The sequence below is a fragment of the Xanthomonas sp. WHRI 7065 genome (genome assembly GCF_040203115.2).
Taxonomy (GTDB): Bacteria; Pseudomonadota; Gammaproteobacteria; order Xanthomonadales; family Xanthomonadaceae; genus Xanthomonas; species Xanthomonas arboricola.
On record NZ_CP168194.1, the window covers coordinates 3,533,929 to 3,557,806 of the forward strand.

Genomic DNA, 23,878 nt, shown 5'->3' on the forward strand with positions numbered 1-23,878 from the left:
ATGCTGCGCTGCAGCCGTGCCGCACGCGCCGACCGACTAGAATAGCCGCCTTTACGCTCACCTTTCCGGCAAGCATGGCTGTCAGCACGTTCGACCTGTTCAAGATCGGCATCGGTCCGAGTTCCTCCCACACCGTGGGGCCGATGCGCGCTGCCGAGCGCTTCGTGCATCGCTGGCTGCTCGACGCCGGCCGCCTGCAGGATGTGGTGCGCATCCGCGCCGAAGTCTTCGGCTCGCTGGCCCTGACCGGCCGCGGCCACGGCACCGACAAGGCCGTGCTGCTCGGCCTGGAAGGCCACCGCCCCAATCTGATCGACCCGGACATCATCCCGGCCACGCTGGAGCGCATCCGCACCAGCAAGCGCATCAACCTGATGGGCCAGCACGTCGTCGCCTTCGACGAAAAACGCGACCTGCCGATGAACAAGCGGCAGAAGCTGCCGTACCACACCAACGGCATGCGCTTTACCGCCTACGATGCCGATGAAGCGGTGATCGCCACGCGCGATTACTACTCGGTCGGTGGCGGCTTCGTGGTCAACCAGGACGATGCCGCCGACGACCGCATCATGGCCGACGAAACGCCGCTGCCCTACCCCTTTCTCAGCGGCGACGAGTTGCTCGCGCAATGCGCGCGCAGCGGCCTGAGCATCGCCGCGCTTATGTTCGAAAACGAAAAGAGCTGGCGCAGCGAGGACGAGATTCGCGCGGGCCTGCGCGAACTCTGGAGCGCGATGCAGTCCTGCGTGGAGCGCGGTATCCGCCAGGAAGGGACGCTACCGGGTGGCCTGAACGTCTCGCGGCGCGCACCGGCGTTGTACCGCGAGCTGTCGTCCAAACCGGAGGCGGCAATGCGCGATCCGCTGACCACACTGGACTGGGTCAATCTCTACGCACTGGCCGTCAACGAGGAAAACGCGGCCGGTGGCCGCGTGGTCACCGCGCCCACCAACGGCGCGGCCGGCATCATCCCGGCGGTGCTGCATTACTTCGACCGCTTCTGCCCCGGCGCATCCGAGCAGTGCATCTTCGACTTCCTGCTCACCGCTGCGGCCATCGGCATCCTCTACAAGGAAAATGCCTCCATTTCCGGCGCCGAGGTCGGCTGCCAGGGCGAAGTGGGCGTGGCCTGTTCGATGGCCGCCGGCGGTCTGGTCGCCGCGCTGGGCGGCAATCCGGGGCAGATCGAAAACGCCGCGGAAATCGGCATGGAGCACAACCTGGGCCTGACCTGCGACCCGATCGGCGGCCTGGTGCAGATCCCCTGCATCGAACGTAATGCAATGGGCGCGGTCAAGGCGATCAACGCCAGCCGCATGGCCATGCGCGGCGACGGCAAGCACAAGGTGTCGCTGGACAAGGTCATCAAGACCATGCGCGACACCGGCCGCGATATGCAGGACAAGTACAAGGAAACCAGCCGCGGCGGCCTGGCGGTCAACGTTATCGAATGCTGAGCCGGGCGCGGCCCCGGGCCGCGCCATGTATTGCAGTCACTCTCCAGGCATCGCGAAACTGGGCAATGCGTCCAACGGCAGCGGCCGCCGATGCAGTCGCATGCCAGCGCTGTACGTCCCCACCACATGCCGCCATGTACCGTCTGACGCTGGATTCCGACGGAGATCGCGATGCGACAGCTTGCCTGCACTCTCGCCCTGGCCCTGGCCTGCGGCCCTCTGATGGCACAGGAAGCCAGCTACGGCCCGCGCCTGGAAGGCTTCGATTACCCGTATCCGGTCAAGACCTTTGCGTTCACCTCGCAACGGCAGCCGCTGGAAATGGCGTACCTGGATGTCGCGCCCACCGGCAAACCCAACGGGCACACCGCCGTGCTGCTGCATGGCAAGAACTTCTGCGCCGCCACCTGGGAGCAGACCATCGCGGCGTTGAGCACCGCCGGCTACCGCGTCATTGCGCCTGACCAGGTGGGCTTCTGCAAGTCCAGCAAGCCGGCCGCCTATCAGTTTTCCTTCGCGCAACTGGCCGACAACACCCAGGCGCTGCTGAAAAAGCTGGGTATCGAACGTGCGGTGGTGGTTGGCCATTCGATGGGCGGCATGCTCGCCATCCGTTACGCGATGATGTATCCGCAGGCCACCGAGCACCTGGCCTTGGTCGACCCGATCGGCCTGGAAGACTGGAAGGCCGAAGGCATTCCGTGGCGCAGCGTCGACGCCTGGTACGACAACGAACTGAAGATCAGCTTCGAGCGCATCAAGAAGTATCAGATGGAGGTCTACTACGCCGGCCAGTGGAAGCCGGAGTTCGAACGCTGGGCGCGCATGCAGGCCGGCATGTCGCTGGGCAACGGCAGGCAGGCGGTTGCCTGGAACCAGGCGCTGACCTACGACATGGTGTTCAACCAGCCGGTGGTCTACGAACTGCCCAAACTCAGCGTGCCGACCACGCTGTTCATTGGCCTCAAGGACCGCACTGCGATCGGCAAGGACGCCGCACCGCCCGAGGTCAAGGCACGTGTCGGCGATTACACCAAGCTGGGCAAGCGTGCGGCCGAGGCGATTCCGAACGCGAAGCTCGTCGAATTCGCCGACCTCGGACATTCGCCGCAGGTGCAGGACCCGACACGGTTCAATGCCGCGTTACTGAAGGCGATTGCGCCGTAAGCAGCACTGACGGCAGCGCACTGGCATGACCAACGCGTCTTCGAAAGCTGCAGCTCGCGGACAAGCGAGCTGCAGTTGGATGCGTTTGCAACGTGCAGAGCGGACAACAAGCCATCCGTGCAGTCCATGACGTAATCGATTGCACGCGCACCACAGCCGCGCTCAAGCAGAGCCGGCGCTTCGCCACGTCCTTAACCAGCTACCCAGCCACAATCCGCAACACATCATCCAGCAACGCCGCCGCCGTCACCTCGGCACCCGCGCCCGGCCCCTGGATCAGCAATGGCTGCTGGCGATAGCGATCGCTGCTGATGGCGACACGGTTATCGGTGCCGGCACCGCCAGCCAGCGGGTGATCCAGCGCCAACTCGCGCAAGCCGACGCTGGCACCATGCGCATCCACACGGCCGACGAAGCGCAGGCAACGCCCCGCGGCACGTGCCTGCTGCCAGCGCGCGCCGACCACCGCATCCAGCGCGCCCAGTTGCGCATCCAAGGCATCGAGCGGCAACCGCGCAATGCTTGCGGGCACCAGCGATTCCACATGCACCTGTTCGGCTTCCAGCTGCCAGCCCGCCGCGCGCGCCAGGATCAGCAACTTGCGCCGCACGTCCTCGCCCGACAGATCGATGCGCGGATCCGGCTCGGTATAGCCGGCCGCCATCGCCTCACGCACGCAATCGGAAAATGCGCCGGTACCGTCGTAGCGATGAAACAGCCATGCCAGCGATCCGGACAACACCCCTTCGATCGAGTGGATATGGTCGCCACCCGCCACCAGTGCGCGCACGCTGCTCAGCACCGGCAGCCCCGCCCCCACGGTGGCGCTATCGCCGTAGTGCGCACCGCTGGCGTGACGCGCCGCGTGCAAGGCCTGTGCGCGCGACAACGCGGTGCCCTGGCCCAATTTGTTGGCAGTGACCACGTGTACGCCACGCAGCAGCCATTCCGCATGCCAGTCGGCAACGACCTCGCTGGCGGTCGCATCCACCAGCACATCGCCGGCACGCAAGGCGGTGGTTTCCGCCCAGGGTTGCAGCACGGCCTGGCCACGCGGCGCGGCATTGGCCTGTTGCAAGGCCTGTGCGGCGCTGGTGCCGCAATCGTGGGCAATACGCGAGTTGGCCAACCAGTCAAAGCGCGGCAACTGCAGCTGGCGCTCCTGCAGCGCGGTGTAGCGCGCCACGAACGCGCGCCCCACCGTCCCGGTGCCGAGCAAGGCCAGCCGTGGTGTCGGCGTCACCGCTGCCGCCGAAGCGCGGCGCGAAACAGGCAGCACGGTGCTCACGCGTCGACCTGTTTGCGGCTTGCGCTGGTCAGCGTCGCTTCGGCACGCGCCAGGCCGGCGCGCAGATCGATCAACAGGTCTTCTACCGATTCGATACCGATCGACAAGCGCAGCAGGCCATCGGAAATCCCGGCCGCAGCGCGGGCTTCGGCGGTCATCGCCGCATGCGTCATCGAGGCCGGATGCGCGATCAGGCTTTCTACACCGCCCAGCGACTCGGCCAGGGTGAAATAACGCAGGCCATCGACAAACGCGCGCACTGCGGCTTCGCCACCGTCGAGCTCGAAACTCATCATCGCGCCGAAGCCCTTCTGCTGGCGCGCAGCCAGTGCATGACCCGGATGCGCAGCCAGACCGGGGAAATACACCTGGTTGACCACCGCATGCCCGTCCAGCAGCTCGGCGATGGCGTCGGCGTTTTCCTGGTGCACGCGCAGGCGCGCATCCAGCGTGCGCAGACCGCGTAAGGTGAGGAAGGCATCGAACGGCGAACCGGTCAGGCCCAGCGCATTGGCCCACCACACCAACTGCTGATGCAGCTCGGCATCGCGCGCGACCACCGCACCGCCCACCACATCGCTGTGACCGTTGATGTACTTGGTGGTGGAGTGCAGCACCAGGTCCGCCCCGAACTCCAGCGGCTTCTGCAGCGCCGGCGACAGGAAGGTGTTGTCCACCACGGTCAATGCGCCAGCCTTCTTCGCCGCCTCGATGACAAAGCGCAGATCGGTGATGCGCAACAAAGGGTTGGACGGGGTTTCGATCAGCACCAGCTTGGGCGACTGCGCCAATGCATCGGCCAGCGAACGCGGGTCGGTGAGGTCGGCGGTGATCAGCGCGAAGTGGCCCTTCTTGGCCAGCGCGTTGAACAGGCGCCAGCTTCCGCCGTAGGCATCGTGCGGCACCACCAGGGTATCGCCCGGCTGCAGCAACGCATTGAGCACCAGATTGATCGCGCCCATGCCGGTGGAGGTGATCACCCCGCCCGCACCGCCTTCCAGCTCGGCCAGTGCTTCGCCGAGCAGATCGCGGGTCGGGTTGCCGCTGCGGGTGTAGTCGTATTGGCGCTTGTTGCCGAAACCATCGAAGGAGAAGTTCGACGACAGCACGATCGGCGGCGTCACCGCACCATAGGCAGTGTCGCGATCGATGCCGGCGCGGACGGCGGCGGTGGCGGCGGTACAGGGGGCGTCGGCGGGGTCACGAAAGCTCATGCGGTTTCTCCGGTGATGCGAAGGGCAGTGGCGAGGATCGCGTCGATGCGATCGATTTCTTTCAGGAAGGCGTCATGGCCATACGGCGAGCGCAGCACGCGCAGACTGCCGCGCGGCCCCAACCCTTCGACCAGGCTGACCAGGTCGGCCAGCGGCACCAGGCGGTCGCCTTCCACCGCAACGACGACGGTGGGCACGCGCACCTGCGCCGGGTCGATGCGGTGCAGGTCGATGGATTCGGACAGCCGCAGGTAGGCGGTCACCGGCGTGCGCGCGACGTACTGCGCGCCGGCGGCATCCAGGTAGTCTTCGGCGGCCACGCGCACGCGGCCATTGATCACTTCCGGCGGCGCGTCGAAGCGCTCGCTGAATTCTTCCGGGGTGCGGTAGCTGAGCATGGCGAACTGCCGTGCCAGCGCCAGCCCATGGTTTTCGGCGCATTGCAGCTGGCCCAGCGCCACCGCGCGGCGCTGCAGTGCACGCCAGGCGGCGGCATACGGATGGGCGCGATGCGCGCCACTGACCGCAACCAAGGTACCGACGCGGGCGGCATGGCGGGTCGCGAATTGCAAGCCGACCAACGCGCCGTACGAGTAGCCGACAAAGCCATGCAAACGCGCGATACCCAGCGCATCCAGCAAGGCGGCGATCGCATCGGCCTGGTCGGCGGTATCGATCGGCGCATCCAACGTGCCGTCGGCGCCCAGAAAGTCGAACGCCAGCAGGCGGCGCGATGCCGGATCCAGCGCGCGGCCGGCACCCACCAGGCCATCCACCCAGCCCTTCTCGGGGAACAGGTCGCTGGCGGCCAGATGGCGATGCGCGGAAATTCCGCCGGCCACGAAGACCACCGGCGCATTGGCGGCGCCGACCAGTTCATAGCGCAGCCGCAGCTCGCGCATGCCGGCATGGCGCATCGGCAAGGCAATGACGAGCTCGCCGCGCACGGCAATCAAGCCGTCATCGGCGGCGGGCGTATCGGCGTATTCGGTCGGTGTCGGCGATGCTGTATTCACGAGGCTCATGGCGATATCCGGGGTGGATCGGCCATCGAGCTTCGCGGGAGCTCGCGTTCGACGTGCGCAAGGCACGATTCGAACCATCTTTCGGCGGACGCAGAGGTCCCCGCAGGATTTGGCACCAAACGCGGGCGCTTGCGCGCTCCGCTGGCTGCCCCGGCATCAAAGGGCCTGTCCCTCCGCCGGTCTCGATGGTGAGGTTAAGATGCCACCGCTTTTTTGCGATGTCAATCTCTTCATGCGGATGGAAAGATATATTTTCATCCGATACCACTGCGGCCTGTGATGGACCGCATACTTGAGGCCCCTTCGTTCGAGCCGATCGCGTGCCCCACCACGTGTCTCGCAGCGCCTTGCCCGCCCTCGCCTGGCCTTTTTTGCTCGCGGTTCTGGCATGTGCCGCACCCGCCAACGCGCAGCAGCGCTGGCATTGGCCCGGTGCAGCAAACACGACTGCGAGCTCGCCAACAGTCGCAGCGGCACAGACGGCGCCCGCATCGCCCGGCACCGGCCCGTCACTGCAGTTGGAGTGGCAGGCACCGGCCCACCTGGCCTGGGTCAGCAACCCGCTGGCCGGGCCCGCGCAGGTGCAGCTGAGCGCACCGCCCAGCGAGGATTACCGCGCCGTGCCGCAGTTGCCGCTGACGGTGCAACTGGCTGCGCACGAGCGCCGCCTGCTCGCCCGGCTGTATCCGGCCAGCAACCAGCGCAGCCTGGGTGGGCTTGGACTCAAGCTCGACGTGGTGCCCGGCGATCCGCAGGCCCGCCCGCAGCAGCAAGTGCGCTACCAGCTCCCGTTTCGCGATGCGCCGGTCCAAGTGGACCAGGGCTTTGGCGGAGCCTTCAGCCATACCGATGCGCCCAACTGGTACGCGGTGGACTTCGCGCTGCCGCAGGGCACGCCGGTGCTGGCAGCGCGCGAGGGCGCGGTCATGGAGGTGCGGCGCGATGTCATCGAAGGCGGCCCGCATGACCAGGCCGCCGGCGCCGGCAACCTGGTGCGGGTGCTGCACGCCGACGGCAGCATGGCCATCTATGCCCACCTGGCACCCGATGGCGTTGCAGTACGCCCAGGCCAGATGGTGCGCACCGGCGAACGCCTGGGCGCCTCGGGCAGTACCGGCTTCAGCACGGCCCCGCACCTGCATTTTTCGCTCCAGCGCAATGCGGACATGCGCCTGATCTCGTTGCCGTTCCGGATGCTGGGCCCGCAGGGAGAGTTGCAGTTCCCCTCGCCGGCGCCGTGAAGGCGGCGGCCGGGAGCGCCGGCCTGCCGACCGGAAAGCCCCGTACCAGAGCCACAGAAGCCGGCGGCAGCGAAGTCGCTATAATCTCCGGCTTCCTCAGTTTCCGCAGGCGTCCGACCGGGCGCGCTCAGCCCATGTCCGACGTCTCCAACGAAGCCGCGCGCCGCCGCACCTTCGCCATCATTTCCCACCCCGATGCGGGCAAGACCACCCTGACCGAAAAGCTGCTGCTGTTCGGCGGTGCGATCCAGATGGCCGGCTCGGTGAAGGGCCGCAAGGCTGCCCGTCACGCCACCTCGGACTGGATGGCGCTGGAAAAGGAGCGCGGCATCTCGGTCACCTCCTCGGTGATGCAGTTCCCGTACGAGGGCAAGATCGTCAACCTGCTCGACACCCCCGGCCACGCCGACTTCGGCGAGGACACCTATCGGGTGCTGACCGCGGTGGACTCGGCGCTGATGGTCATCGACGTCGCCAAGGGCGTGGAAGAACGCACCATCAAGCTGATGGAGGTCTGCCGCCTGCGCGACACCCCCATCATGACCTTCATCAACAAGCTCGATCGCGAGGGCAAGAACCCGATCGATCTGCTGGATGAAGTCGAAACCGTGCTCGGCATCCAGTGCGCCCCAGTCACCTGGCCGATCGGCATGGGCCAGCGCCTGAAGGGCGTGGTGCACCTGATCACCGGCGAGGTGCACCTGTACGAACAGGGCCGCAACTTCACCCGCCAGGATTCGACCATCTTCCCGTCGCTGGATGCGCCCGGCCTGGCAGAAAAGATCGGCGCGCAGATGCTGGCCGAGCTACGCGACGAACTGGAACTGGTGCAGGGCGCCAGCAATCCGTTCGACCTGCAGGCCTACCGCGCCGGCCAGCAGACTCCGGTGTTCTTCGGCTCGGGCGTCAACAACTTCGGCGTGCAACCGCTGCTGGATTTCTTCATCGAGCACGCACCGCCGCCGCAGGCGCGCGACACCACCGGCCGCCGGGTCGAGGCGACCGAAGCCAAGCTCAGCGGCTTCGTCTTCAAGATCCAGGCCAACATGGACCCGCAGCATCGCGACCGCGTGGCCTTCATGCGCGTGTGCTCCGGCAAGTTCACCGCCGGCATGAAGGCCCTGCACGTGCGCAGCGGCAAGGACGTCAAGCTGGCCAACGCGCTGACCTTCATGGCCTCCGATCGCGAGATCGCCGCCGAGGCCTGGCCGGGCGACGTGATCGGTATCCACAACCACGGCACCATCTCCATCGGCGACACCTTCACCGAAGGCGAAGCGCTGTCGTTCACCGGCATTCCCAACTTTGCGCCAGAGTTGTTCCGGCGTGCGCGCCTGCGCGACCCGCTCAAGCTCAAGCAACTGCAAAAGGGCCTGGCACAGCTGTCCGAAGAAGGCGCTACGCAGTTCTTCCGCCCGTTGATGAGCAACGATCTGATCCTGGGCGCGGTGGGCGTGCTGCAGTTCGACGTGGTGGCCTACCGGCTTAAGGACGAATACGGCGTGGACGCGATCTTCGAGCCGGTCAGTGTCACCACCGCACGCTGGGTACACTGCGACAACGCCAAGAAGCTGGAGGAGTTCCGCGAGAAAAACGCCGGCAACCTGGGCATCGACGCGGCCGGCCAGCTGGTGTATCTCGCACCGACGCGTGTGAATCTGCAGCTGGCGCAGGAACGCGCGCCGGATGTGCGCTTCTCTGCCACGCGCGAACATGCGCATGCCACGGCGATCGATTGACCGCGGCTTGAACCGGCGCCTGCGACCGCACTTGCTGGCGATGCGAATTGCTCGCAATTGCGGTACCTTTTTGGCATGAACGCAGACGCCTCCCCCTCGACCGACCTGCGCGACGAGATAGCCAGCGCCGTGACCCACGGCCTGGGTGCCATTGCCGCATTGGCCGGTGGCTCGGTGCTGATCACGCTGGCCGCCATCTATGGCGACGGCTGGCAACTGGCCACCTCCATCGTGTTCAGCGCCACGCTGGTGTTGCTGTACGTCGCCTCCACGCTGTTTCATGCCATCCCGCATCCGGGAGCCAAGGCGCGCCTGCAGGTGCTCGATCACTGCGCGATCTATCTGTTGATCGCCGGCACCTACACCCCATTTACGCTGATCAATCTGCGCGACTCCTGGGGCTGGGGATTGTTCGCCGCGATCTGGACGATCGCCGCGGCCGGAGTGGTCTTCAAACTGTTTTTCACCGGTCGTTTCCGCCTGCTGTCGACGGTGCTGTACTTGGCGATGGGTTGGCTGATCGTCGTAGCGATCCAGCCGTTGCTGCGCTCGGTCGATACCTGGTCTCTGTGCTGGCTGCTGGCTGGCGGACTCTTCTATACGTTGGGCACGTATTTCTACCAACGCGACACCCAGCGCTATTTCCACGCGATCTGGCATCTGTTCGTGCTGGTGGGCAGCGCTTGCCACTTCGTTGCGGTGATTGCGCAAGTGATGTGAGACGCGATCTTCGGCGCGTTCGCGCGCCGTGCACGAGGCATCGCCAACCATGGCCCGCGTGAACAACGTGACCGATACCTCAGCTGCACCACCTTCCCCCACGCCACGTCGTCGACGCTGGCTGGTCGGGCTTGCCATCGTCACCGCCGCCGTGGTGATCTTCGTGCTGCTGTTCCAGTGGAACTGGCTGCGCGGTCCGGTCGAACGCCTAGTCAGCGCCAAGACCGGTCGCGAATTCCATCTCGGCTATCTGGACGTGAAGCTGGGCCGCACGACCACCGTGCGCGGCAATCGGCTGAGTCTGGCCAACGCAGCGTGGTCCAAGCGCGGGCCGATGGCCGAGCTCAATTCAGCCGAGATCGATGTCGAGTTGTGGCCGCTGTTGCGCGGCAAGGTGCGTCTGCCGGAAATTCGCCTGGATCACCCAACCGTCTTGCTGGAAGCCGGCGACGACACCCACCCCGGCAACTGGGTATTCGATCAGGACGGTGGCGATGGCACGATGCCGCGCCTTGGCCGCCTGCTGGTGAACAACGGGCGCCTGCAGTACATCGATGCAGCCAATCGCTCGGACGTGGATGTGGCAATCAACAGCCTTGCACCACCGAGCAGCGACCAACGTGCAGCGCCGATCGGCATCGACGGCAAGGGTCGCTGGAAGGGCTATCCCTTTACGCTCAAGGGCAACACCGCCTCGCCGCTGGAGCTGAGCCAGAGCCAGCACCCGTTTCGTATCGATCTGCGCGGCAGCGCCGGCGCCACCCGCACGCACGTGCGCGGCACCTTGACCAACCCGTTCCAGTTCCAGGTCTTCGATCTGCAAATGGCGCTCAGCGGCCAGGACATGCAGGATCTGTATCCGCTGACCGGCGTGGCCATGCCGTCGACCCCGCCGTACAAGCTAGACGGCCATCTGCGCCGCAACGGCCAGCTCTGGCGCTACGAAAAGTTCACCGGTACTGCCGGCGACAGCGATCTGTCGGGCACTGCAGAAGTGGACCTGCGTAACAAGCGTCCGTTCCTGCGTGCCGATCTCGCGTCCAAACGCCTGGACTTCGACGACCTGGCAGGGTTCGTCGGCGCCCCCCCTAAGACCGGCGCGAACGAGTCGGCAAATGCCGAACAGAAAAAACAGGCGGCACAGCTCGCAGCCAGCGCGCGCGTGCTGCCTAGCACCCCTTACGACTTGTCGAAGCTACGCGCGATGGATGCGCAGGTACGCTGGCGCGCACAGCGCATCAATGCGCCGTCGTGGCCGCTGGACGACATGGATGCCTCGCTGACATTGAAGGACGGCCTGCTGCAGCTGGACCCGCTGAACTTCGGCGTTGCCGGTGGCGATATCCGCTCCATCATCCGCATGGATGCGCGCAACGAGGTGATCACCACGCACCTCAAGGCAGGTCTTCGCGGCATTCGGCTGGATCAGCTCTTCCCCGATACCGCGCTTGCCAAGCAGGCCTCGGGTGCCATCGGTGGCGAATTCGACCTGCGTGGCCGCGGCAACTCGATCGGCGCGATGCTCGGTACCGCCGACGGCACGATCGGCGTCGGCATGGGCCGCGGCCATGTCGGCAATCTGATCATGGAACTGGCCGGGCTGGATATCGCCGAGTCGCTCAAATATCTGGTCACCAAGGACCGCCAGATTCCAGTGCGCTGCATCTTCGGCGACTTCGGCGTACAGGACGGCCTGATGCAATCGCGCGCGCTGGCCTTCGACAGCACCGACACCATCATCATTGGCGAAGGCAGCATCAGCTTGAAAGACGAAACGCTGGATCTGCTGCTGCGCCCACGCCCGAAAGACCGCAGCATCCTGAGCCTGCGCTCGCCATTGCGAATCGGTGGCAGCTTCAAGGACCCGACCTTCCGTCCGGACTTCAAGGCATTGGGTCTGCGCGGCGCGCTTGCGGTCGGCCTGGGCATGATCGCTCCACCCGCCGCCTTGCTAGCAACCTTCGAACCGGGTCCCGGCAAGGACAGCGATTGCGGCGGCAAATTCGCGAAGTAAGTGCACTGCACGACGTTGGGCGACCAGCAAACCTGTCCAGCGCTGTAGCGATGGTGGCAAGGTTATGACCGCATGCACTTTCTCTGACTGGTGCAGTGATCCCGAAACCTGCAGTAATGGACCGGATCGAAGTGAGCTGATCAGACCGCAGTCCTCTGAAGACCGCAAGGCATGCACTGCTTGCACCATGCACACCGGCCATCGCGACTGGTCCTTGCCCGTCCACCGTCGCGGGACCTTACGCGGCATGGATGCCGCGTAAGAGCCTACAAGGACGTACTTGCGGCGTGTCCTGCGATGGTGGGCGGGCAAGGGCCTTGCGACCAGGCCGCAGATCAAACGCTCCAAGGCTGATCTATCGGCTCGCCACACTCCTCAAGCTATTTCGAACAACAGCGTTCAATACAAGACGCAGGGAACGTAGCCGGCACCGCCCTAGCTGGCGATGTAACGCTGCAACTGATCGATATCGCGCTGCTGGTTTTCGATTACCGCCTTGACCAGATCGCCAATGGAAATCACGCCCTGCACGCGGCCGTTGTCGACCACCGGCAGATGCCGGAAGCGTCCATCGGTCATCAATTGCATGCAGCGCTCCACCGTGTCCGATGGCGACACTGTCACCACCTGGGTACTCATGATTTCGGCAACGCTGGTGGTCGATGAGGCGCGATCGCGCAGCACCACCTTGCGCGCGTAATCGCGCTCGGACACGATGCCGACCAGGCGTGGCCCGTCCATCACCAACACCGCGCCGATACCCTTCTCGGCCATCAGCCGGATCGCCTCGATCACTGCAGCGTCTGCCGCTACCGCGAATACCTCAACCTGTTTGGTCCCCAACAGCTGTCGTACGGTCTGCATGGCCCGCTCCGCGCTTGGTCTGGTGGTCGCAGACTACTCCCACTGCGCCGCAGTGGGTATCGACCAGGTAGAGCGGACGCTGCTTGGCCTCGTCGTACAAGCGGCCCAGGTACTCGCCGATCAGACCCAGGGCGATCAGCTGGATACCGCCCAGGAACAGGATCACCGACATCATGGTCGGCCAGCCGGCCACCGGGTCACCCATCAGCGCCGCCTTGATCACCACCCAGCCACCGAACAGGAATGCCACCAGCGCGGTGAGCAAGCCCAGATAGGTTGCCACGCGCAGCGGCACGGTGGAAAAACTGGTGATGCCATCCAGCGCGAAGTTCCACAGCCGCCACACCGTGAATTTGCTGCGCCCCGACAGCCGTGGTGCACGCCGGTACGGCAATGCCACCTGGCGAAACCCGACCCAACCAAACAGCCCCTTCATGAAACGGTGGCGCTCGCGCAGCTGCTGCAAGGCTTCCACCACCCGCGGCGACAACAGTCTGAAATCCCCGGTATCGGCCGGAATCGGCGTCCGCGACAACTGCCGGATGACCCGATAGAACGCATGCGCCGCGCTGCGCTTCAGCCAGCTCTCGCCTTCACGAAAAATCCGCGTACCGAAGATGTTGTCGTAGCCGGCACGCCATAATGCGATGAACTCGGGGATCAGCTCCGGCGGGTCCTGTCCATCGGCATCGAGCAGCACCACCGCACCGGGCAACACATGGTCCAGGCCTGCAGAAATGGCCACTTCCTTGCCGAAGTTACGCGACAGCCGCACCGCACTCACTTGTGCGTCAGCATCGGCAAGTGCCTGCAACACGCTCCAGGTGCCATCGCTGCTGCCATCGTCGACATACAGCACATGCGTCTGCACGCCACTCAGACCCGCCAGCACTGCGCATAGGCGCGGATGCAGCAGTGGAATGCTGGTTTCTTCGTTATAGGCCGCAATCACCACCGTCAGGCGGTCTGCTGCCACCGGCAATTGTGCGGGCCCGGACGTCTGCACGCTCACGGCGCCTGCAGATACGCAGGGCCACCCAGCTGGCGCGCCTGCCGCTGGATCCATGCCGTCCGCCGTTGCACATAGGCGCCGGGACGACGCGCGTCATAACGGCGTGGCGAGGGCAGCACCGCCGCCAGGCGCGCCGACTCGGTCGGTGACAACCCAGCCGCATCCTTGTTCCAGAATTGCCGGGCAGCGGCCTGCGCGCCATACACCCCGTCACCGAACTCGGCCACGTTGAGATACATCTCCAGAATGCGCTGCTTCGGCCACAGCAACTCGATCAGCACCGTGTACCAGGCCTCCAGGCCCTTGCGTACCCAACTGCGGCCCTGCCACAGGAACATGTTCTTGGCGACCTGCTGACTGATCGTGCTGGCCCCGCGCACGCGTCCACCGCGCGCATTGTGATCGCGCGCCTTTTCGATCGCCTGCAGGTCGAAGCCGTGATGCACCGGAAACTGCTGATCCTCCGCAGCCACCACCGAAATCGGCAGGCTGGCGGCGATCCTGTCGTAGTCGCGCCATTGCTGGTGCAGCGAAAAATCCCAGTCGCCTTCGCCCCAGGCTTCCAGATAGCGCCCCACCATCATGCTGCTGATCGGCGTATCGATCACCCGCAGCACCAGCACCTGCAGCACGCTCGCGGCGGCAAACAGCAGTGGTGCTGCCAACAGCCAACGTAGCCAGCGCCGCGCGCGCCGCGGTGGCGCCACCTGCTTGCCATCCAATGCATCCGTCCCCATTGTTCGCTACGACCTTTCATCCCGATGCTCGTTGCATTATCCGGCAACCGGCGTCCCTTACGTCCGATGTTCCCATGACCGATCACGATCAGCTTTCCCGTTTCCTGCTGCCTGCTGCCGGCGTGCGCGGCGTCCATGTCCGCCTGACCCAGGCCTGGCACGACATCCAGGGAGCCGCCGACTACCCGCCCGCCGCGCGCCAGTTGCTTGGCGAGGCGGCCGTGGCCGCCGCCCTGTTCACCGGCCACACCAAGGTCGATGGGCGCCTGTCGGTGCAACTGCGCGGCAACCAGACGCTGCGCACCCTGTTTGCCGAATGCACCGCGGCCGGCACCTTGCGCGGCATCGTGCAACTGGCCGACGGTGCCGATGCGCCCACCGACCTGCGCGAACTGGGCGAGGCCGCGCTGCTGGCGATCACCATCGAGAACCCCGGCCTGGACCCGCGCGAACCGCAGCGCTACCAGAGCCTGGTCGGCATGCAGGCGCCGGATCTGGCCGAGGCCTTCGAGACCTATTTCCACCAGTCCGAGCAGCTGCCGACCCGCCTGCTGCTGGCCGCGGGTCCGGACCAGGCCGCCGGCCTGTTGCTGCAAAAGCTGCCCGGCGACGAGGGCGACACCGATGGCTGGACCCGCATCGGCGCGTTGTTCGACACCCTGGGCGCACCGGAATTGCTCTCGGTCGCCAGCGAGGACCTGCTGCACCGGTTGTTCCACGAGGAAGACACCCAATTGCTGGGCAGCAAGCCGCTCAGCTTCGGCTGCTCCTGCTCACGCGAGCGGGTCGCCTCGATGCTGCAGTCCCTGGGCGAAGACGAAGCCCGCGCCGCTGCCGAGGCGACCGGCGAGGTCGAGGTCCGCTGCGAGTTCTGCGGGCGCGAGTATCACTTTCCGTTGACCGCGCTGGACGTACTTTTCAGCGAGGCGCAGCCGTCGCTGGACGCGCCGGAAAGGTTGCAATAGATAGCGTTGACGCCGCGTTCTGGGGAACTCGGCCACTTGTTAAATAATCATAAACGCCCTAGCATTCTCATTGCCCGCTCTCGGGAACTTAACAACTGCCCCTGGGTCTGAACTCTGGTATGCGCCACCTTCTTCGCCTTCCGCTCGCTTTGCTGGTTGCCCTCGCGGCAGCCACGGGTGTGCATGCGCAGTCGGCGTCCCAGCAGTTGCGTGAGAGCACCATCCTGCCGGTGTGGAACAAGGGCAGCGGCAAGGTCGAAGCCTTTCTGTACCTGGAGCCCACTGGTGAGCAGAAGGCCGGCGCACGCTGGCACTTCGGTCGCAACTCGCTGGACGCAGCCTTCGGCCTGACGTCCGGCGATTCGCTGGGCCTGATCTGCAACAGCAGCCGCGGCACCAACATCAACGGGCTCGCCAGCCACTGCCTGCTCGCAGGCATCGGCGATGACGAAGAAGACAGCGCCGCTGCGTCGCGCCGCGTCTCGGCGACCCTGGGTTTCAACCGCGCTGGCACCCGCGCCGGCGTCACTGCCGGCACCGGCCGCGACACCCTGCCGGCCTGGTTGATCGGCGCCGGCAAGGCACCGCTGACCCGCGTCGAACAGAACGACCTGACCGTGTTCGGGCAGAAGAACATCGGCCGCGAAGGCTTCGTCTCGATCGGTGGCACCTATGCGCGCGCCCGCCTGGTGCCGCTTGCCGACGTTTCGCCAGCGATCGCCGACCAGTGGGACAGCAAGACCTTGAGCGTCGGCGGCGGCTATGGCGCCTTCAGCGCCAACGTCATCGGCCGCGTCGTCGATGTCCCCGGCCAGCCGGAAAAGTGGGAAGGCCTGGGCCTGGGCCTGACCTGGCGCACCCCCTGGAGCGGCCAGCTGACGGTCGGCGCAGAGAACGTCATCTCCCGCGGCAAGAACCCGTTTGCGCCAAGCAACGAGAGCAACAGCGACGGTACGATTCCCTACGTCCGGTACGAGCAAGACCTCTAAGTCGTTGATTCAAAAATAATTTGATAGGACGCCACCGGTTTGCAGCCGGTGGCGTTTTTCGTTTTGGGCCCGCGCCCGAGGCTGCCTTTCACGTCTTTCTTCTTTTTCGTTAACGGGACTTTAATTTCTCGCATAACGCATATACCATCGGTTCACCCTGACGTTTTGGATCCGCTTCTTTCGGACCCCCCGACAGGCAAACAACCCTTGGCAGTACCCAAGATCACTTGGAGAGAGAGCTAATGAATTGCAAGTCCAACAAGCTGCGCGATGCAGTTGTCCTCGCGCTTGTCGTGGGCGTGGCCGGTACCGGTACCGCCGTCGCGCAGGAAGCCGGCACCACCAACCTCGACAAGATCGAAGTGACCGGCTCGCGCATCAAGCGCGCCGACGTTGAAACGTCGCAGCCAGTCTTCACCATGAGCCGCCAGCAGATCGAATCGCAGGGTCTGACCTCGATCGGCGACGTGATCCAGAACATCAGCTCGGGTGGTTCGGCGCTTAACAGCAACGTCAACAATGGCGGCAACGGCGAAACCCGCGTCAACCTCCGTAACCTCGGTTCCAACCGCACCCTGGTGCTGGTTAACGGTCGTCGTTGGGTCGGCGGTACCGGCCTGGGCGGCGCAGTCGACCTCAACACGATTCCGACTGCTGCCGTTGAGCGCATCGAAGTCCTGAAGGATGGCGCCTCCACGATTTACGGCTCCGACGCCATCTCTGGCGTGGTCAACATTATTCTGCGTCAGAACTTCGATGGCGCCGAAGCGAACGCGTACTTCGGTCAGTACGACAAGGGCGACGGCAGCCGTGAGTCCTACGACTTCACGATCGGCTCCACTGGCGATCGTTGGCACGCCACGTTGGGCGTTGGCTACGTCAAAGAAGAGCCAGTCTGGGCAGGTGATCGCGAAATTTCGTCGGTCCCGGTGTTCGGCGCCGTTGCCGGCACCGGCAACAGCACCACGATTCCTGGCGGTCGCTTCGGCATCTTCGGGCCGACCGGCACCAGCGCCACCGGCACACCCACCTTTGGCGCAACGCGCTTCAACGGAACGCCTGGGTTCTCCATCACCAATAACGGTGGTACGACCTCGCGCAACTACACTGCAGCCGACAGCTACAACTTTGCGCCGGCTAACTATCTGGTGACCCCGCAGGAGCGCAAGTCGGTATTCGCCGACGCTGGCCTGTCGATCACGGACAATGTGCGCTTCAAGACCACGGTGACCTACAACGAGCGCGAGTCGAGCCAGATCCTGGCACCGATGCCGGTCGTTCTTGGCCGCTCCGCGCCCGGCACCAACGGCGCAGATATCGTTATTTCGGCAAACAACATTTACAACAACACCGGCCGCGATATCGACTACATTCAGTACCGCGCCGAAGAGACCGGCGGTCGCATCTTCACCCAGAACGTCAAGACGTTCGGGTTTAGCGGCGCATTCGAGGGTGATTTCGAAGTTGGCCAGCGTTTCTTCAGCTGGGAAGCCGGGATGTTCTACGGCAAGAATGACCAGACCGATCGCACCACCGGCCTGTTCAATATTTCTGCACTGCGTAACGCGCTTGGCCCGTCGTTTGTCGACGCTGGCGGCGTAGCACGCTGCGGTACCGCTGCCAGCACGATCGACGGCTGCGTGCCGATGAACATGTTGAGCGGCCCGGGCTCGTTGACCCCGGAAATGCTGGGTTACGCTGGCTTCAATGCACATGACCTCTATGGGTACGAGCAGAAGACCTATTTCGGCAACATCGGCGGCGAGCTGTTCGACCTGCAGGGAGGTGCATTTGCATTCTCCTTTGGCGCTGAACACCGTGAAGAGTCGGGCTTTGACGATCCGGACGCGCTGATCAACTCCGGTGACACCACCGGCAACGCACGTACCGCGACCAATGGCGGCTACAAGCTGGACGAAGCCTACCTCGAACTCGCCGTGCCGCTGCTGGCTGACCTGCCGGGCGCACAGTTGCTGGACTTCAGTCTGGCCACGCGTTATTCGGACTACAGCAACTTCGGCGACACCACCAACAGCAAGTTTGGTTTCCGCTGGAAGCCGATCACCGACTTGATGATCCGTGGTAACTGGTCGCAAGGCTTCCGCGCACCATCGATCAACGAGCTGTTCCAGGGCGTAAGCGATACCTTCGAAGACGTGCGTGATCCTTGCGCAGGCTCCTTCAGCGATGGCTCCGTCAACGGAACGCGTCCGGGTTCGTGCGGCGCAGTCCCAGCCTATGCACAGGCCAACCCGCAGGTACGTACCGCCACTGGCGGCAACCCCAACCTGCAGCCGGAAACGTCGACGTCCAAGACTTTGGGCTTTGTATTTAGCCCGAGCTGGGTCACCGGCCTGGATATCTCGCTGGACTGGTGGAACATCGAGATCGAAGATGCAATCGACACGCAGACCGTGCAGGAAACCCTGGACAGCTGCTATTTGGCAGGCATCGCCAATGCTTGCTCGCTGATTCAGCGCGAACCTACTGGCGAAGTGTCGAATCTGCTGGCAGTGCCGAACAACATTGCGAAGATCGAGGCTGAAGGTTACGACTTGACCGTAGGCTATCGTTTGCCGGACACCGCATGGGGCAGCTTCAGCCTGGTGTGGGACTCGACCTATATGAGCAAGTTCGTGGTCGAGAAGCCGCTGCAGGATCCCGAAAACCGCGTTGGTTTGTATCGTGGCGGCTCGGCACAGGACAACAACTGGCGCATCCGCTCCAACCTGATGCTCAATTGGGAATTGGGCGATGTCGGCGGCTCGGCATCCATGCGCTACTACAGCTCGCAGGTCGAAAACTGCACCGGCGCCAACGTGGCGACTCCGGCGAACGTGGCGCTGCTGTGCTCGGATCCGGATCGTGTGACCGCTGCAGGTGCAGCGCCGCGTAATCATGTTCCCAGCGTGACTTACACCGATCTGGCCGCGTACTGGAAGGCACCTTGGAACGCGCGCGTTACTGTTGGCGTGAATAATGCCTTTGACCGCGATCCGCCGCAGGCTGCTACTGCGTTTGCCAATAGCTTTGACCCGCAGTACGAAATCCCAGGTCGCTTCTACTACATGCGTTACACCCAGAAGTTCTGATATTCGTCTGCTTAAGTAATACGTAAATTAAAAACCGCGACTCGGAAGAGTCGCGGTTTTTTTTGCTCAACGATCGAACATCAGCTTATGCCGGACGACTGAAGCCTATCCCGGAATCAACGTCTGGATCACATGCTCAACGTAGGCCTCAAAGTCTTCGCGTGCTTGCTTGGGTTGCTGCAGTTGTAGCGAGAGCTGCAGGAAGCCGACGTAGGCGGCGTAGGCCAGGCGGGCGCGGTGTTGGGCGTCGGTGCGGCTCAAGCCGGCCTGGCGGAACGAGGCGATCAGGTAGTCGAGGCGGCGCTGCGAGACACGGTCGATGACCGGGCGCACGGCCGGGTGGTCGAGTGCCTTGAGCAGTTCGCTGTAGATGACGTGCGGTTTGACTTCGTGCGCGACCAGTTGGAACAGCGCGCGCAGGCGTGCGCTGGGGTCCGGGACGTCTTCCAGGCTGCCGAACACTTCCTTCTGTTCGAAGATCTCCCAGCGTTCCAAGGCTGCCTGCAGCAATGCATCGCGCGAGGGGAAATGCCAGTAGAAGCTGCCCTTGGTCACCCCGAGCCGGCGTGCCAGTGGCTCCACCGCGACGGCGCCCACCCCTTGTTCTGCGATCAGGTCCAGTGCGGCCTGCGCCCAATCGTCCGCGCTGAGGCGGTTGCCGCGACCGGATGTGGCGCGGGGCGTGGTGAGGCTTGGGTCGGTGATGTCATTCATTGCCGCGATTTAACCATACGCTTGAGTCAGTTGCAGTATGCATCACAAAAAGGACACACAACTGCCACGATTCAATGGCTTAACCGTCCATACCAAGGAGTATTGACAGCGACCCAGGCAGGTCCATACCATGAGGTATGGTCACCTCTTCTCCTAGCCTCGCCCATCGTGCGTCCACCATGCGCATCGACGCTGGCGAGACATCGCTTGCGGTGTCGGTGCGGGGCACGGACCACGCGCCGACGGTGCTGCTGGCGCACGGGTTTGGACAAACCCGGCATGCATGGGAAGGCACTGCGGCCCGACTGGCCGACGCCGGCTACCGGACGCTGGCCTACGATGCCCGCGGTCATGGCGATTCCGGTTTCAACGACGCAGACCTGCCCTACTCGGCCACGCAGTTCACCGATGACCTGATCGTGCTGGCAGGCGAGCAGGCCGAGCCGCCGGTGCTGGTTGCCGCTTCGATGGGCGGCTTGTTCGGCCTGCTTGCCGAGGCGCGCTGGCCAGGCCTGTTTCGCGCGATCGTGCTGGTCGACATCACGCCGCGCTGGGATACCGCGGGCGTGGAGCGCATCCTGCGTTTCATGACCGCGCATCCGGATGGCTTCGCATCGCTGGATGCCGCCGCCGATGCGATTGCCGCCTATTTGCCGCAGCGCCCGCGCAAGACGGCCGAGCAGTTGCAGGCCTTGCTGAGGCAGCGCGCAGACGGGCGCTGGCACTGGCACTGGGATTCGCGGCTGGTCGATGAACTGGCAGGACAGGATCCGCACGCACAGCAGCAGACCTTGCTGGACGCCGCCGCGCGGGTACGTTGCCCGATGTTGCTGATCAGCGGCGGGCGCAGCGACCTGGTCACGCCGGACAATATCAACGAATTCCTGTCGATCGCCCCGCATGTTCAGCATGTGCATCTGCCCGATGCCACGCACATGCTGGCCGGCGACGACAACACCACGTTTACCGCAACCGTGTTGCATTATCTGGACGCACTGCCCCCGGTTGGCACCATCGCAGCGTCCAACATTACCGAGCATGTCACTGGAGCAAGACCATGAGCATCGTTGCACCGTTCCTCCTCGTCATCCTGGCGGCGGGCATCGCTGCCTATCACCGCATGCGCCTTGCCACCTGGGTCGCGCTGAGCGCCTGTGTGCTGGTGGCCTGCTGGTTGCTGGGTGCCAATCTCACCGCAACCATCGTCGCTGCCGTGCTGGTGGTGCTGGTTTCCGCGCCGGTGCTGTTGCCGTTCCTGCGCAAGCCGCTGCTGACCACACCGCTGATGGGCTTCTTCCGCAAGGTGCTGCCGCCACTGTCGCAGACCGAACGCATCGCGCTGGAAACCGGCTCGGTGGGCTTTGAAGGCGAACTGTTCACCGGCGACCCGGACTGGCAGAAGCTGCTCAACTATCCCAAGCCGCAACTGAGTGCCGAAGAGCAGGCCTTCCTGGATGGCCCGGTCGAAGAGCTGTGCAAGATGGTCAACGACTGGGAGATCACCCACGTCCACGCCGACCTGCCGCCGGAGCTGTGGGAGTACATCAAGAAGAACAAGTTCTTCGGCATGATCATTCCTAAGCAGTATGGCGGCCTGGGCTTCAGCGCGCTGGCGCATCACAAGGTGATTCAGAAGCTGTCCTCGATCTCCAGCGTGGTCAGCTCCACCGTCGGCGTGCCCAACTCGCTCGGGCCGGGTGAGCTGCTGCTGCATTACGGCACGCCGGAACAGAAGGATTACTACCTGCCGCGTCTGGCGGTCGGTGCCGAGGTGCCTTGTTTCGGTCTGACCGGCCCGTTTGCTGGCTCCGATGCGACCTCGATCCCCGACTACGGCATCGTCTGCAAGGGCGAGTGGAATGGCGCCAACGTGCTCGGCGTCAAGCTCACCTTCGACAAGCGCTACATCACGCTGGCGCCGGTGGCCTCGCTGATCGGCCTGGCGTTCCGCGCCTACGATCCGGATGGCCTGATCGGCGACAAGAAGGACATCGGCATCACCCTGGCGCTGTTGCCGCGCGAGACCCCGGGCGTGGAAATCGGCCGTCGCCATTTCCCGCTCAACTCGCCGTTCCAGAATGGCCCGATCCATGGCGAGGAAGTGTTCATCCCGCTGAGCCAGCTGATCGGTGGCGTGGAGATGGTCGGCAAGGGCTGGAACATGCTCAACGAGTGCCTGGCGGTGGGCCGCTCGATCACCCTGCCCTCCACGGCCAGCGGCGGCGGCAAGTACGCCGCCGTGGTCACCGGCGCATATGCGCGTATTCGCAAGCAGTTCGGCCTGTCGATCGGTCGTTTCGAGGGCGTGGAAGAAGCGCTCGCGCGGATCGGCGGCAAGGCGTATGCGATCAGTGCGTTGTCGCAGGCCACCGCCGCGGCGGTGGACCGTGGCGATGTGCCGTCGGTGCCGTCGGCGATCGCCAAGTATCACTGCACCACCATGGGTCGCGAAGTGGTCAGCGACATGATGGATGTGATCGGCGGCAAGGGCATCATCCTGGGGCCGCGCAACTTTGCCGGCCGTGCCTGGCAGGCGGCACCGATCGGCGTGACTGTTGAAGGCGCCAACATCATGACCCGCAGCCTGCTGATCTTCGGCCAGGGCGCAATCCTGTGCCATCCGTGGGTGATGAAGGAAATGCAGGCGGCGCAGGATCCGGATACGCGTCGTGGTCTGGAAGAGTTCGACCAGAGCCTGTTCGGGCATATTCGCTTCGGCATCTCCAACGCGGTGCGTTCGTTCTGGTTCGGTCTGACCGGTGCGCGCATCGGTGCAGCGCCGGGCGATGCGTATACGCGGCGTTTCTTCCGCAAGCTGGATCGTTATTCCGCCAACCTGGCGCTGATGGCCGACGTGTCGATGCTGATGCTCGGCGGCAAGCTCAAGTTCAAGGAATCGCTGTCCGGCCGTCTGGGCGATGTGCTGAGCCACATCTACCTGACCAGCGCGATGCTCAAGCGCTATCACGACGAAGGCGCGCCGGCGACCGATCAGCCACTGTTGGCCTGGGCGTTCCATGACAGCGTGCACAAGATCGAAACCGCACTGTCCGCCGCGCTGCGCAACTTCCCGATCCGTCCGGTGGGCTGGTTGATGTGGGTGCTGATCTTCCCGCTGGGTCGTCGTGCCGAAGCACCGGGCGACCGCCTGGGACATCGCGTGGCATCGATCCTGATGACGCCGAACGAAGCGCGCGACCGTCTGGGCCAGGGCGTGTTCCTGACCCCGTGCGCCAACAATCCTGGCGGACGTATCGCCAGCTACCTGGCCAAGGCCGTGCTGGCCGAGCCGGTGGAGCGCAAGTTCCTCAAGGCGCTCAAGACCAAGGGCATCGAAGCGCTGGACTTCACCGCCCAGCTGGACGAAGCCGTGGCAGAGGGCGTGATCACCAATGACGAGCGCAGGCAGCTGGAAGAGTTGCGCGAGATCATGATGGACACCATCGCCGTCGACGACTTCGACCCCCACGAGCTCCGCGCGGCCAGCTACTACGACAGGCCGCAGGCCCAGCAACCGCGCGAAGCGGCGTAAGGCTCAGGCCGAGGTGACAGCAGACAGCGGCGGGCTTCGGCCCGCCGTTGTCGTTTGTGGAGATTGGCTACTGTGGAAACCGACCATCTCGAAGTTGCATTGCCTGCC

General features: G+C 64.6%; 18 protein-coding genes and 1 riboswitch. Of the genes, 11 read left to right on the top strand and 7 right to left on the bottom strand.

From position 1 onward, the window contains the following. Window positions 1–74: 74 nt before the first annotated feature. Window positions 75–1,457: an L-serine ammonia-lyase gene (locus tag ABQY64_RS14890; protein ID WP_349779851.1), complete on the top strand. Its 1,383-nt coding sequence runs from the start codon at window positions 75–77 to the stop codon at window positions 1,455–1,457. Between the two features lie 171 nt (window positions 1,458–1,628). Beyond that, window positions 1,629–2,624: an alpha/beta hydrolase gene (locus ABQY64_RS14895; protein ID WP_349779852.1), complete on the top strand. Its 996-nt coding sequence runs from the start codon at window positions 1,629–1,631 to the stop codon at window positions 2,622–2,624. 199 nt (window positions 2,625–2,823) lie between these two features. On the opposite strand, the gene ABQY64_RS14900 is transcribed toward ABQY64_RS14895, so the two are convergent. Genes ABQY64_RS14900 through ABQY64_RS14910 form a run of 3 tightly spaced genes read right to left on the bottom strand, consistent with a single transcriptional unit; the run spans window position 2,824 to window position 6,151 of the window. After that, entirely contained in the window at window positions 2,824–3,912 is a 1,089-nt protein-coding gene (locus tag ABQY64_RS14900) for a homoserine dehydrogenase (RefSeq protein ID WP_164741773.1), read from the bottom strand. After that, window positions 3,909–5,126, bottom strand: coding sequence for an O-succinylhomoserine (thiol)-lyase (locus ABQY64_RS14905; protein ID WP_349779853.1), 1,218 nt, complete (start codon window positions 5,124–5,126; stop codon window positions 3,909–3,911). The genes ABQY64_RS14900 and ABQY64_RS14905 overlap by 4 nt, the downstream gene beginning before the upstream one ends. Next, entirely contained in the window at window positions 5,123–6,151 is a 1,029-nt protein-coding gene (locus ABQY64_RS14910; protein ID WP_349779854.1) for a homoserine O-succinyltransferase, read from the bottom strand. The genes ABQY64_RS14905 and ABQY64_RS14910 overlap by 4 nt, the downstream gene beginning before the upstream one ends. 71 nt (window positions 6,152–6,222) lie before the next feature. Continuing rightward, window positions 6,223–6,343: riboswitch (SAM riboswitch) on the bottom strand. 128 nt (window positions 6,344–6,471) lie between these two features. On the opposite strand from ABQY64_RS14910, the gene ABQY64_RS14915 reads away from it, so the two are divergent. From ABQY64_RS14915 to ABQY64_RS14930, 4 genes are all read left to right on the top strand, one after another. Further along, window positions 6,472–7,392, top strand: a complete 921-nt coding sequence (locus ABQY64_RS14915) for a M23 family metallopeptidase (RefSeq protein WP_349779855.1) — start codon at window positions 6,472–6,474, stop codon at window positions 7,390–7,392. A 134-nt stretch (window positions 7,393–7,526) separates the two neighbouring features. Next, complete coding sequence (locus ABQY64_RS14920) at window positions 7,527–9,131, top strand: peptide chain release factor 3 (RefSeq protein ID WP_349779856.1); 1,605 nt, start codon at window positions 7,527–7,529, stop codon at window positions 9,129–9,131. Between the two features lie 75 nt (window positions 9,132–9,206). Further along, a complete protein-coding gene (locus ABQY64_RS14925; protein ID WP_349779857.1) occupies window positions 9,207–9,851 on the top strand; it encodes a hemolysin III family protein in 645 nt (214 codons plus the stop codon). Between the two features lie 49 nt (window positions 9,852–9,900). Then, window positions 9,901–11,865, top strand: a complete 1,965-nt coding sequence (locus ABQY64_RS14930) for an AsmA family protein (RefSeq protein WP_374151300.1) — start codon at window positions 9,901–9,903, stop codon at window positions 11,863–11,865. A gap of 435 nt (window positions 11,866–12,300) precedes the next feature. On the opposite strand, the gene ABQY64_RS14935 is transcribed toward ABQY64_RS14930, so the two are convergent. The 3 genes from ABQY64_RS14935 to mtgA are packed head-to-tail and all read right to left on the bottom strand — an operon-like array spanning window position 12,301 to window position 14,478. Continuing rightward, on the bottom strand, window positions 12,301–12,729 hold the full coding sequence (locus tag ABQY64_RS14935) for a CBS domain-containing protein (protein WP_211914120.1): 429 nt from the start codon (window positions 12,727–12,729) through the stop codon (window positions 12,301–12,303). Further along, window positions 12,689–13,795, bottom strand: a complete 1,107-nt coding sequence (locus ABQY64_RS14940) for a glycosyltransferase family 2 protein (protein ID WP_374151301.1) — start codon at window positions 13,793–13,795, stop codon at window positions 12,689–12,691. Before ABQY64_RS14940 ends, ABQY64_RS14935 begins: the two co-directional genes overlap by 41 nt. Further along, window positions 13,738–14,478, bottom strand: coding sequence for a monofunctional biosynthetic peptidoglycan transglycosylase (gene mtgA, locus ABQY64_RS14945; RefSeq protein ID WP_349779858.1), 741 nt, complete (start codon window positions 14,476–14,478; stop codon window positions 13,738–13,740). Before mtgA ends, ABQY64_RS14940 begins: the two co-directional genes overlap by 58 nt. Window positions 14,479–14,552: 74 nt before the next feature. Between mtgA and ABQY64_RS14950 the strand changes: the two genes are divergently transcribed. The 3 genes from ABQY64_RS14950 (at window position 14,553) to ABQY64_RS14960 (ending at window position 19,524) form a co-directional block, all read left to right on the top strand. Further along, a complete protein-coding gene (locus ABQY64_RS14950; RefSeq protein WP_053045600.1) occupies window positions 14,553–15,443 on the top strand; it encodes an Hsp33 family molecular chaperone HslO in 891 nt (296 codons plus the stop codon). Window positions 15,444–15,595: 152 nt separating this feature from the next. Next, window positions 15,596–16,432, top strand: a complete 837-nt coding sequence (locus ABQY64_RS14955) for a hypothetical protein (RefSeq protein ID WP_039529771.1) — start codon at window positions 15,596–15,598, stop codon at window positions 16,430–16,432. A gap of 242 nt (window positions 16,433–16,674) precedes the next feature. Continuing rightward, window positions 16,675–19,524, top strand: coding sequence for a TonB-dependent receptor domain-containing protein (locus ABQY64_RS14960; RefSeq protein ID WP_016902763.1), 2,850 nt, complete (start codon window positions 16,675–16,677; stop codon window positions 19,522–19,524). Window positions 19,525–19,629: 105 nt separating this feature from the next. Here ABQY64_RS14960 and ABQY64_RS14965 read toward each other — a convergent pair whose 3' ends face one another. Further along, complete coding sequence (locus ABQY64_RS14965; protein WP_016902764.1) at window positions 19,630–20,238, bottom strand: TetR/AcrR family transcriptional regulator; 609 nt, start codon at window positions 20,236–20,238, stop codon at window positions 19,630–19,632. Window positions 20,239–20,375: 137 nt separating this feature from the next. Here ABQY64_RS14965 and ABQY64_RS14970 point away from each other — a divergent pair, with 137 nt between their 5' ends. Together ABQY64_RS14970 and ABQY64_RS14975 are read left to right on the top strand one after the other, a co-directional pair. Beyond that, window positions 20,376–21,299 carry an alpha/beta hydrolase gene (locus ABQY64_RS14970; RefSeq protein WP_349779859.1) on the top strand — a complete coding sequence of 308 codons (924 nt, stop codon included), beginning with the start codon at window positions 20,376–20,378 and terminating at the stop codon, window positions 21,297–21,299. Further along, a complete protein-coding gene (locus ABQY64_RS14975) occupies window positions 21,296–23,770 on the top strand; it encodes an acyl-CoA dehydrogenase (RefSeq protein ID WP_104623019.1) in 2,475 nt (824 codons plus the stop codon). Before ABQY64_RS14970 ends, ABQY64_RS14975 begins: the two co-directional genes overlap by 4 nt. The last annotated feature ends 108 nt before the right edge of the window (window positions 23,771–23,878 follow it).

Coding starts and splice junctions, on each gene's coding strand:
- ABQY64_RS14890 (WP_349779851.1), top strand. CDS start 75: ATGGCTGTCAGCACGTTCGACCTGTTCAAGATCGGCATCGGTCCGAGT.
- ABQY64_RS14895 (WP_349779852.1), top strand. CDS start 1,629: ATGCGACAGCTTGCCTGCACTCTCGCCCTGGCCCTGGCCTGCGGCCCT.
- ABQY64_RS14905 (WP_349779853.1), bottom strand. CDS start 5,126: ATGAGCTTTCGTGACCCCGCCGACGCCCCCTGTACCGCCGCCACCGCC.
- ABQY64_RS14910 (WP_349779854.1), bottom strand. CDS start 6,151: ATGAGCCTCGTGAATACAGCATCGCCGACACCGACCGAATACGCCGAT.
- ABQY64_RS14920 (WP_349779856.1), top strand. CDS start 7,527: ATGTCCGACGTCTCCAACGAAGCCGCGCGCCGCCGCACCTTCGCCATC.
- ABQY64_RS14925 (WP_349779857.1), top strand. CDS start 9,207: ATGAACGCAGACGCCTCCCCCTCGACCGACCTGCGCGACGAGATAGCC.
- ABQY64_RS14930 (WP_374151300.1), top strand. CDS start 9,901: ATGGCCCGCGTGAACAACGTGACCGATACCTCAGCTGCACCACCTTCC.
- ABQY64_RS14935 (WP_211914120.1), bottom strand. CDS start 12,729: ATGCAGACCGTACGACAGCTGTTGGGGACCAAACAGGTTGAGGTATTC.
- ABQY64_RS14940 (WP_374151301.1), bottom strand. CDS start 13,795: ATGGATCCAGCGGCAGGCGCGCCAGCTGGGTGGCCCTGCGTATCTGCA.
- mtgA (WP_349779858.1), bottom strand. CDS start 14,478: ATGGGGACGGATGCATTGGATGGCAAGCAGGTGGCGCCACCGCGGCGC.
- ABQY64_RS14950 (WP_053045600.1), top strand. CDS start 14,553: ATGACCGATCACGATCAGCTTTCCCGTTTCCTGCTGCCTGCTGCCGGC.
- ABQY64_RS14960 (WP_016902763.1), top strand. CDS start 16,675: ATGAATTGCAAGTCCAACAAGCTGCGCGATGCAGTTGTCCTCGCGCTT.
- ABQY64_RS14965 (WP_016902764.1), bottom strand. CDS start 20,238: ATGAATGACATCACCGACCCAAGCCTCACCACGCCCCGCGCCACATCC.
- ABQY64_RS14970 (WP_349779859.1), top strand. CDS start 20,376: ATGGTCACCTCTTCTCCTAGCCTCGCCCATCGTGCGTCCACCATGCGC.
- ABQY64_RS14975 (WP_104623019.1), top strand. CDS start 21,296: ATGAGCATCGTTGCACCGTTCCTCCTCGTCATCCTGGCGGCGGGCATC.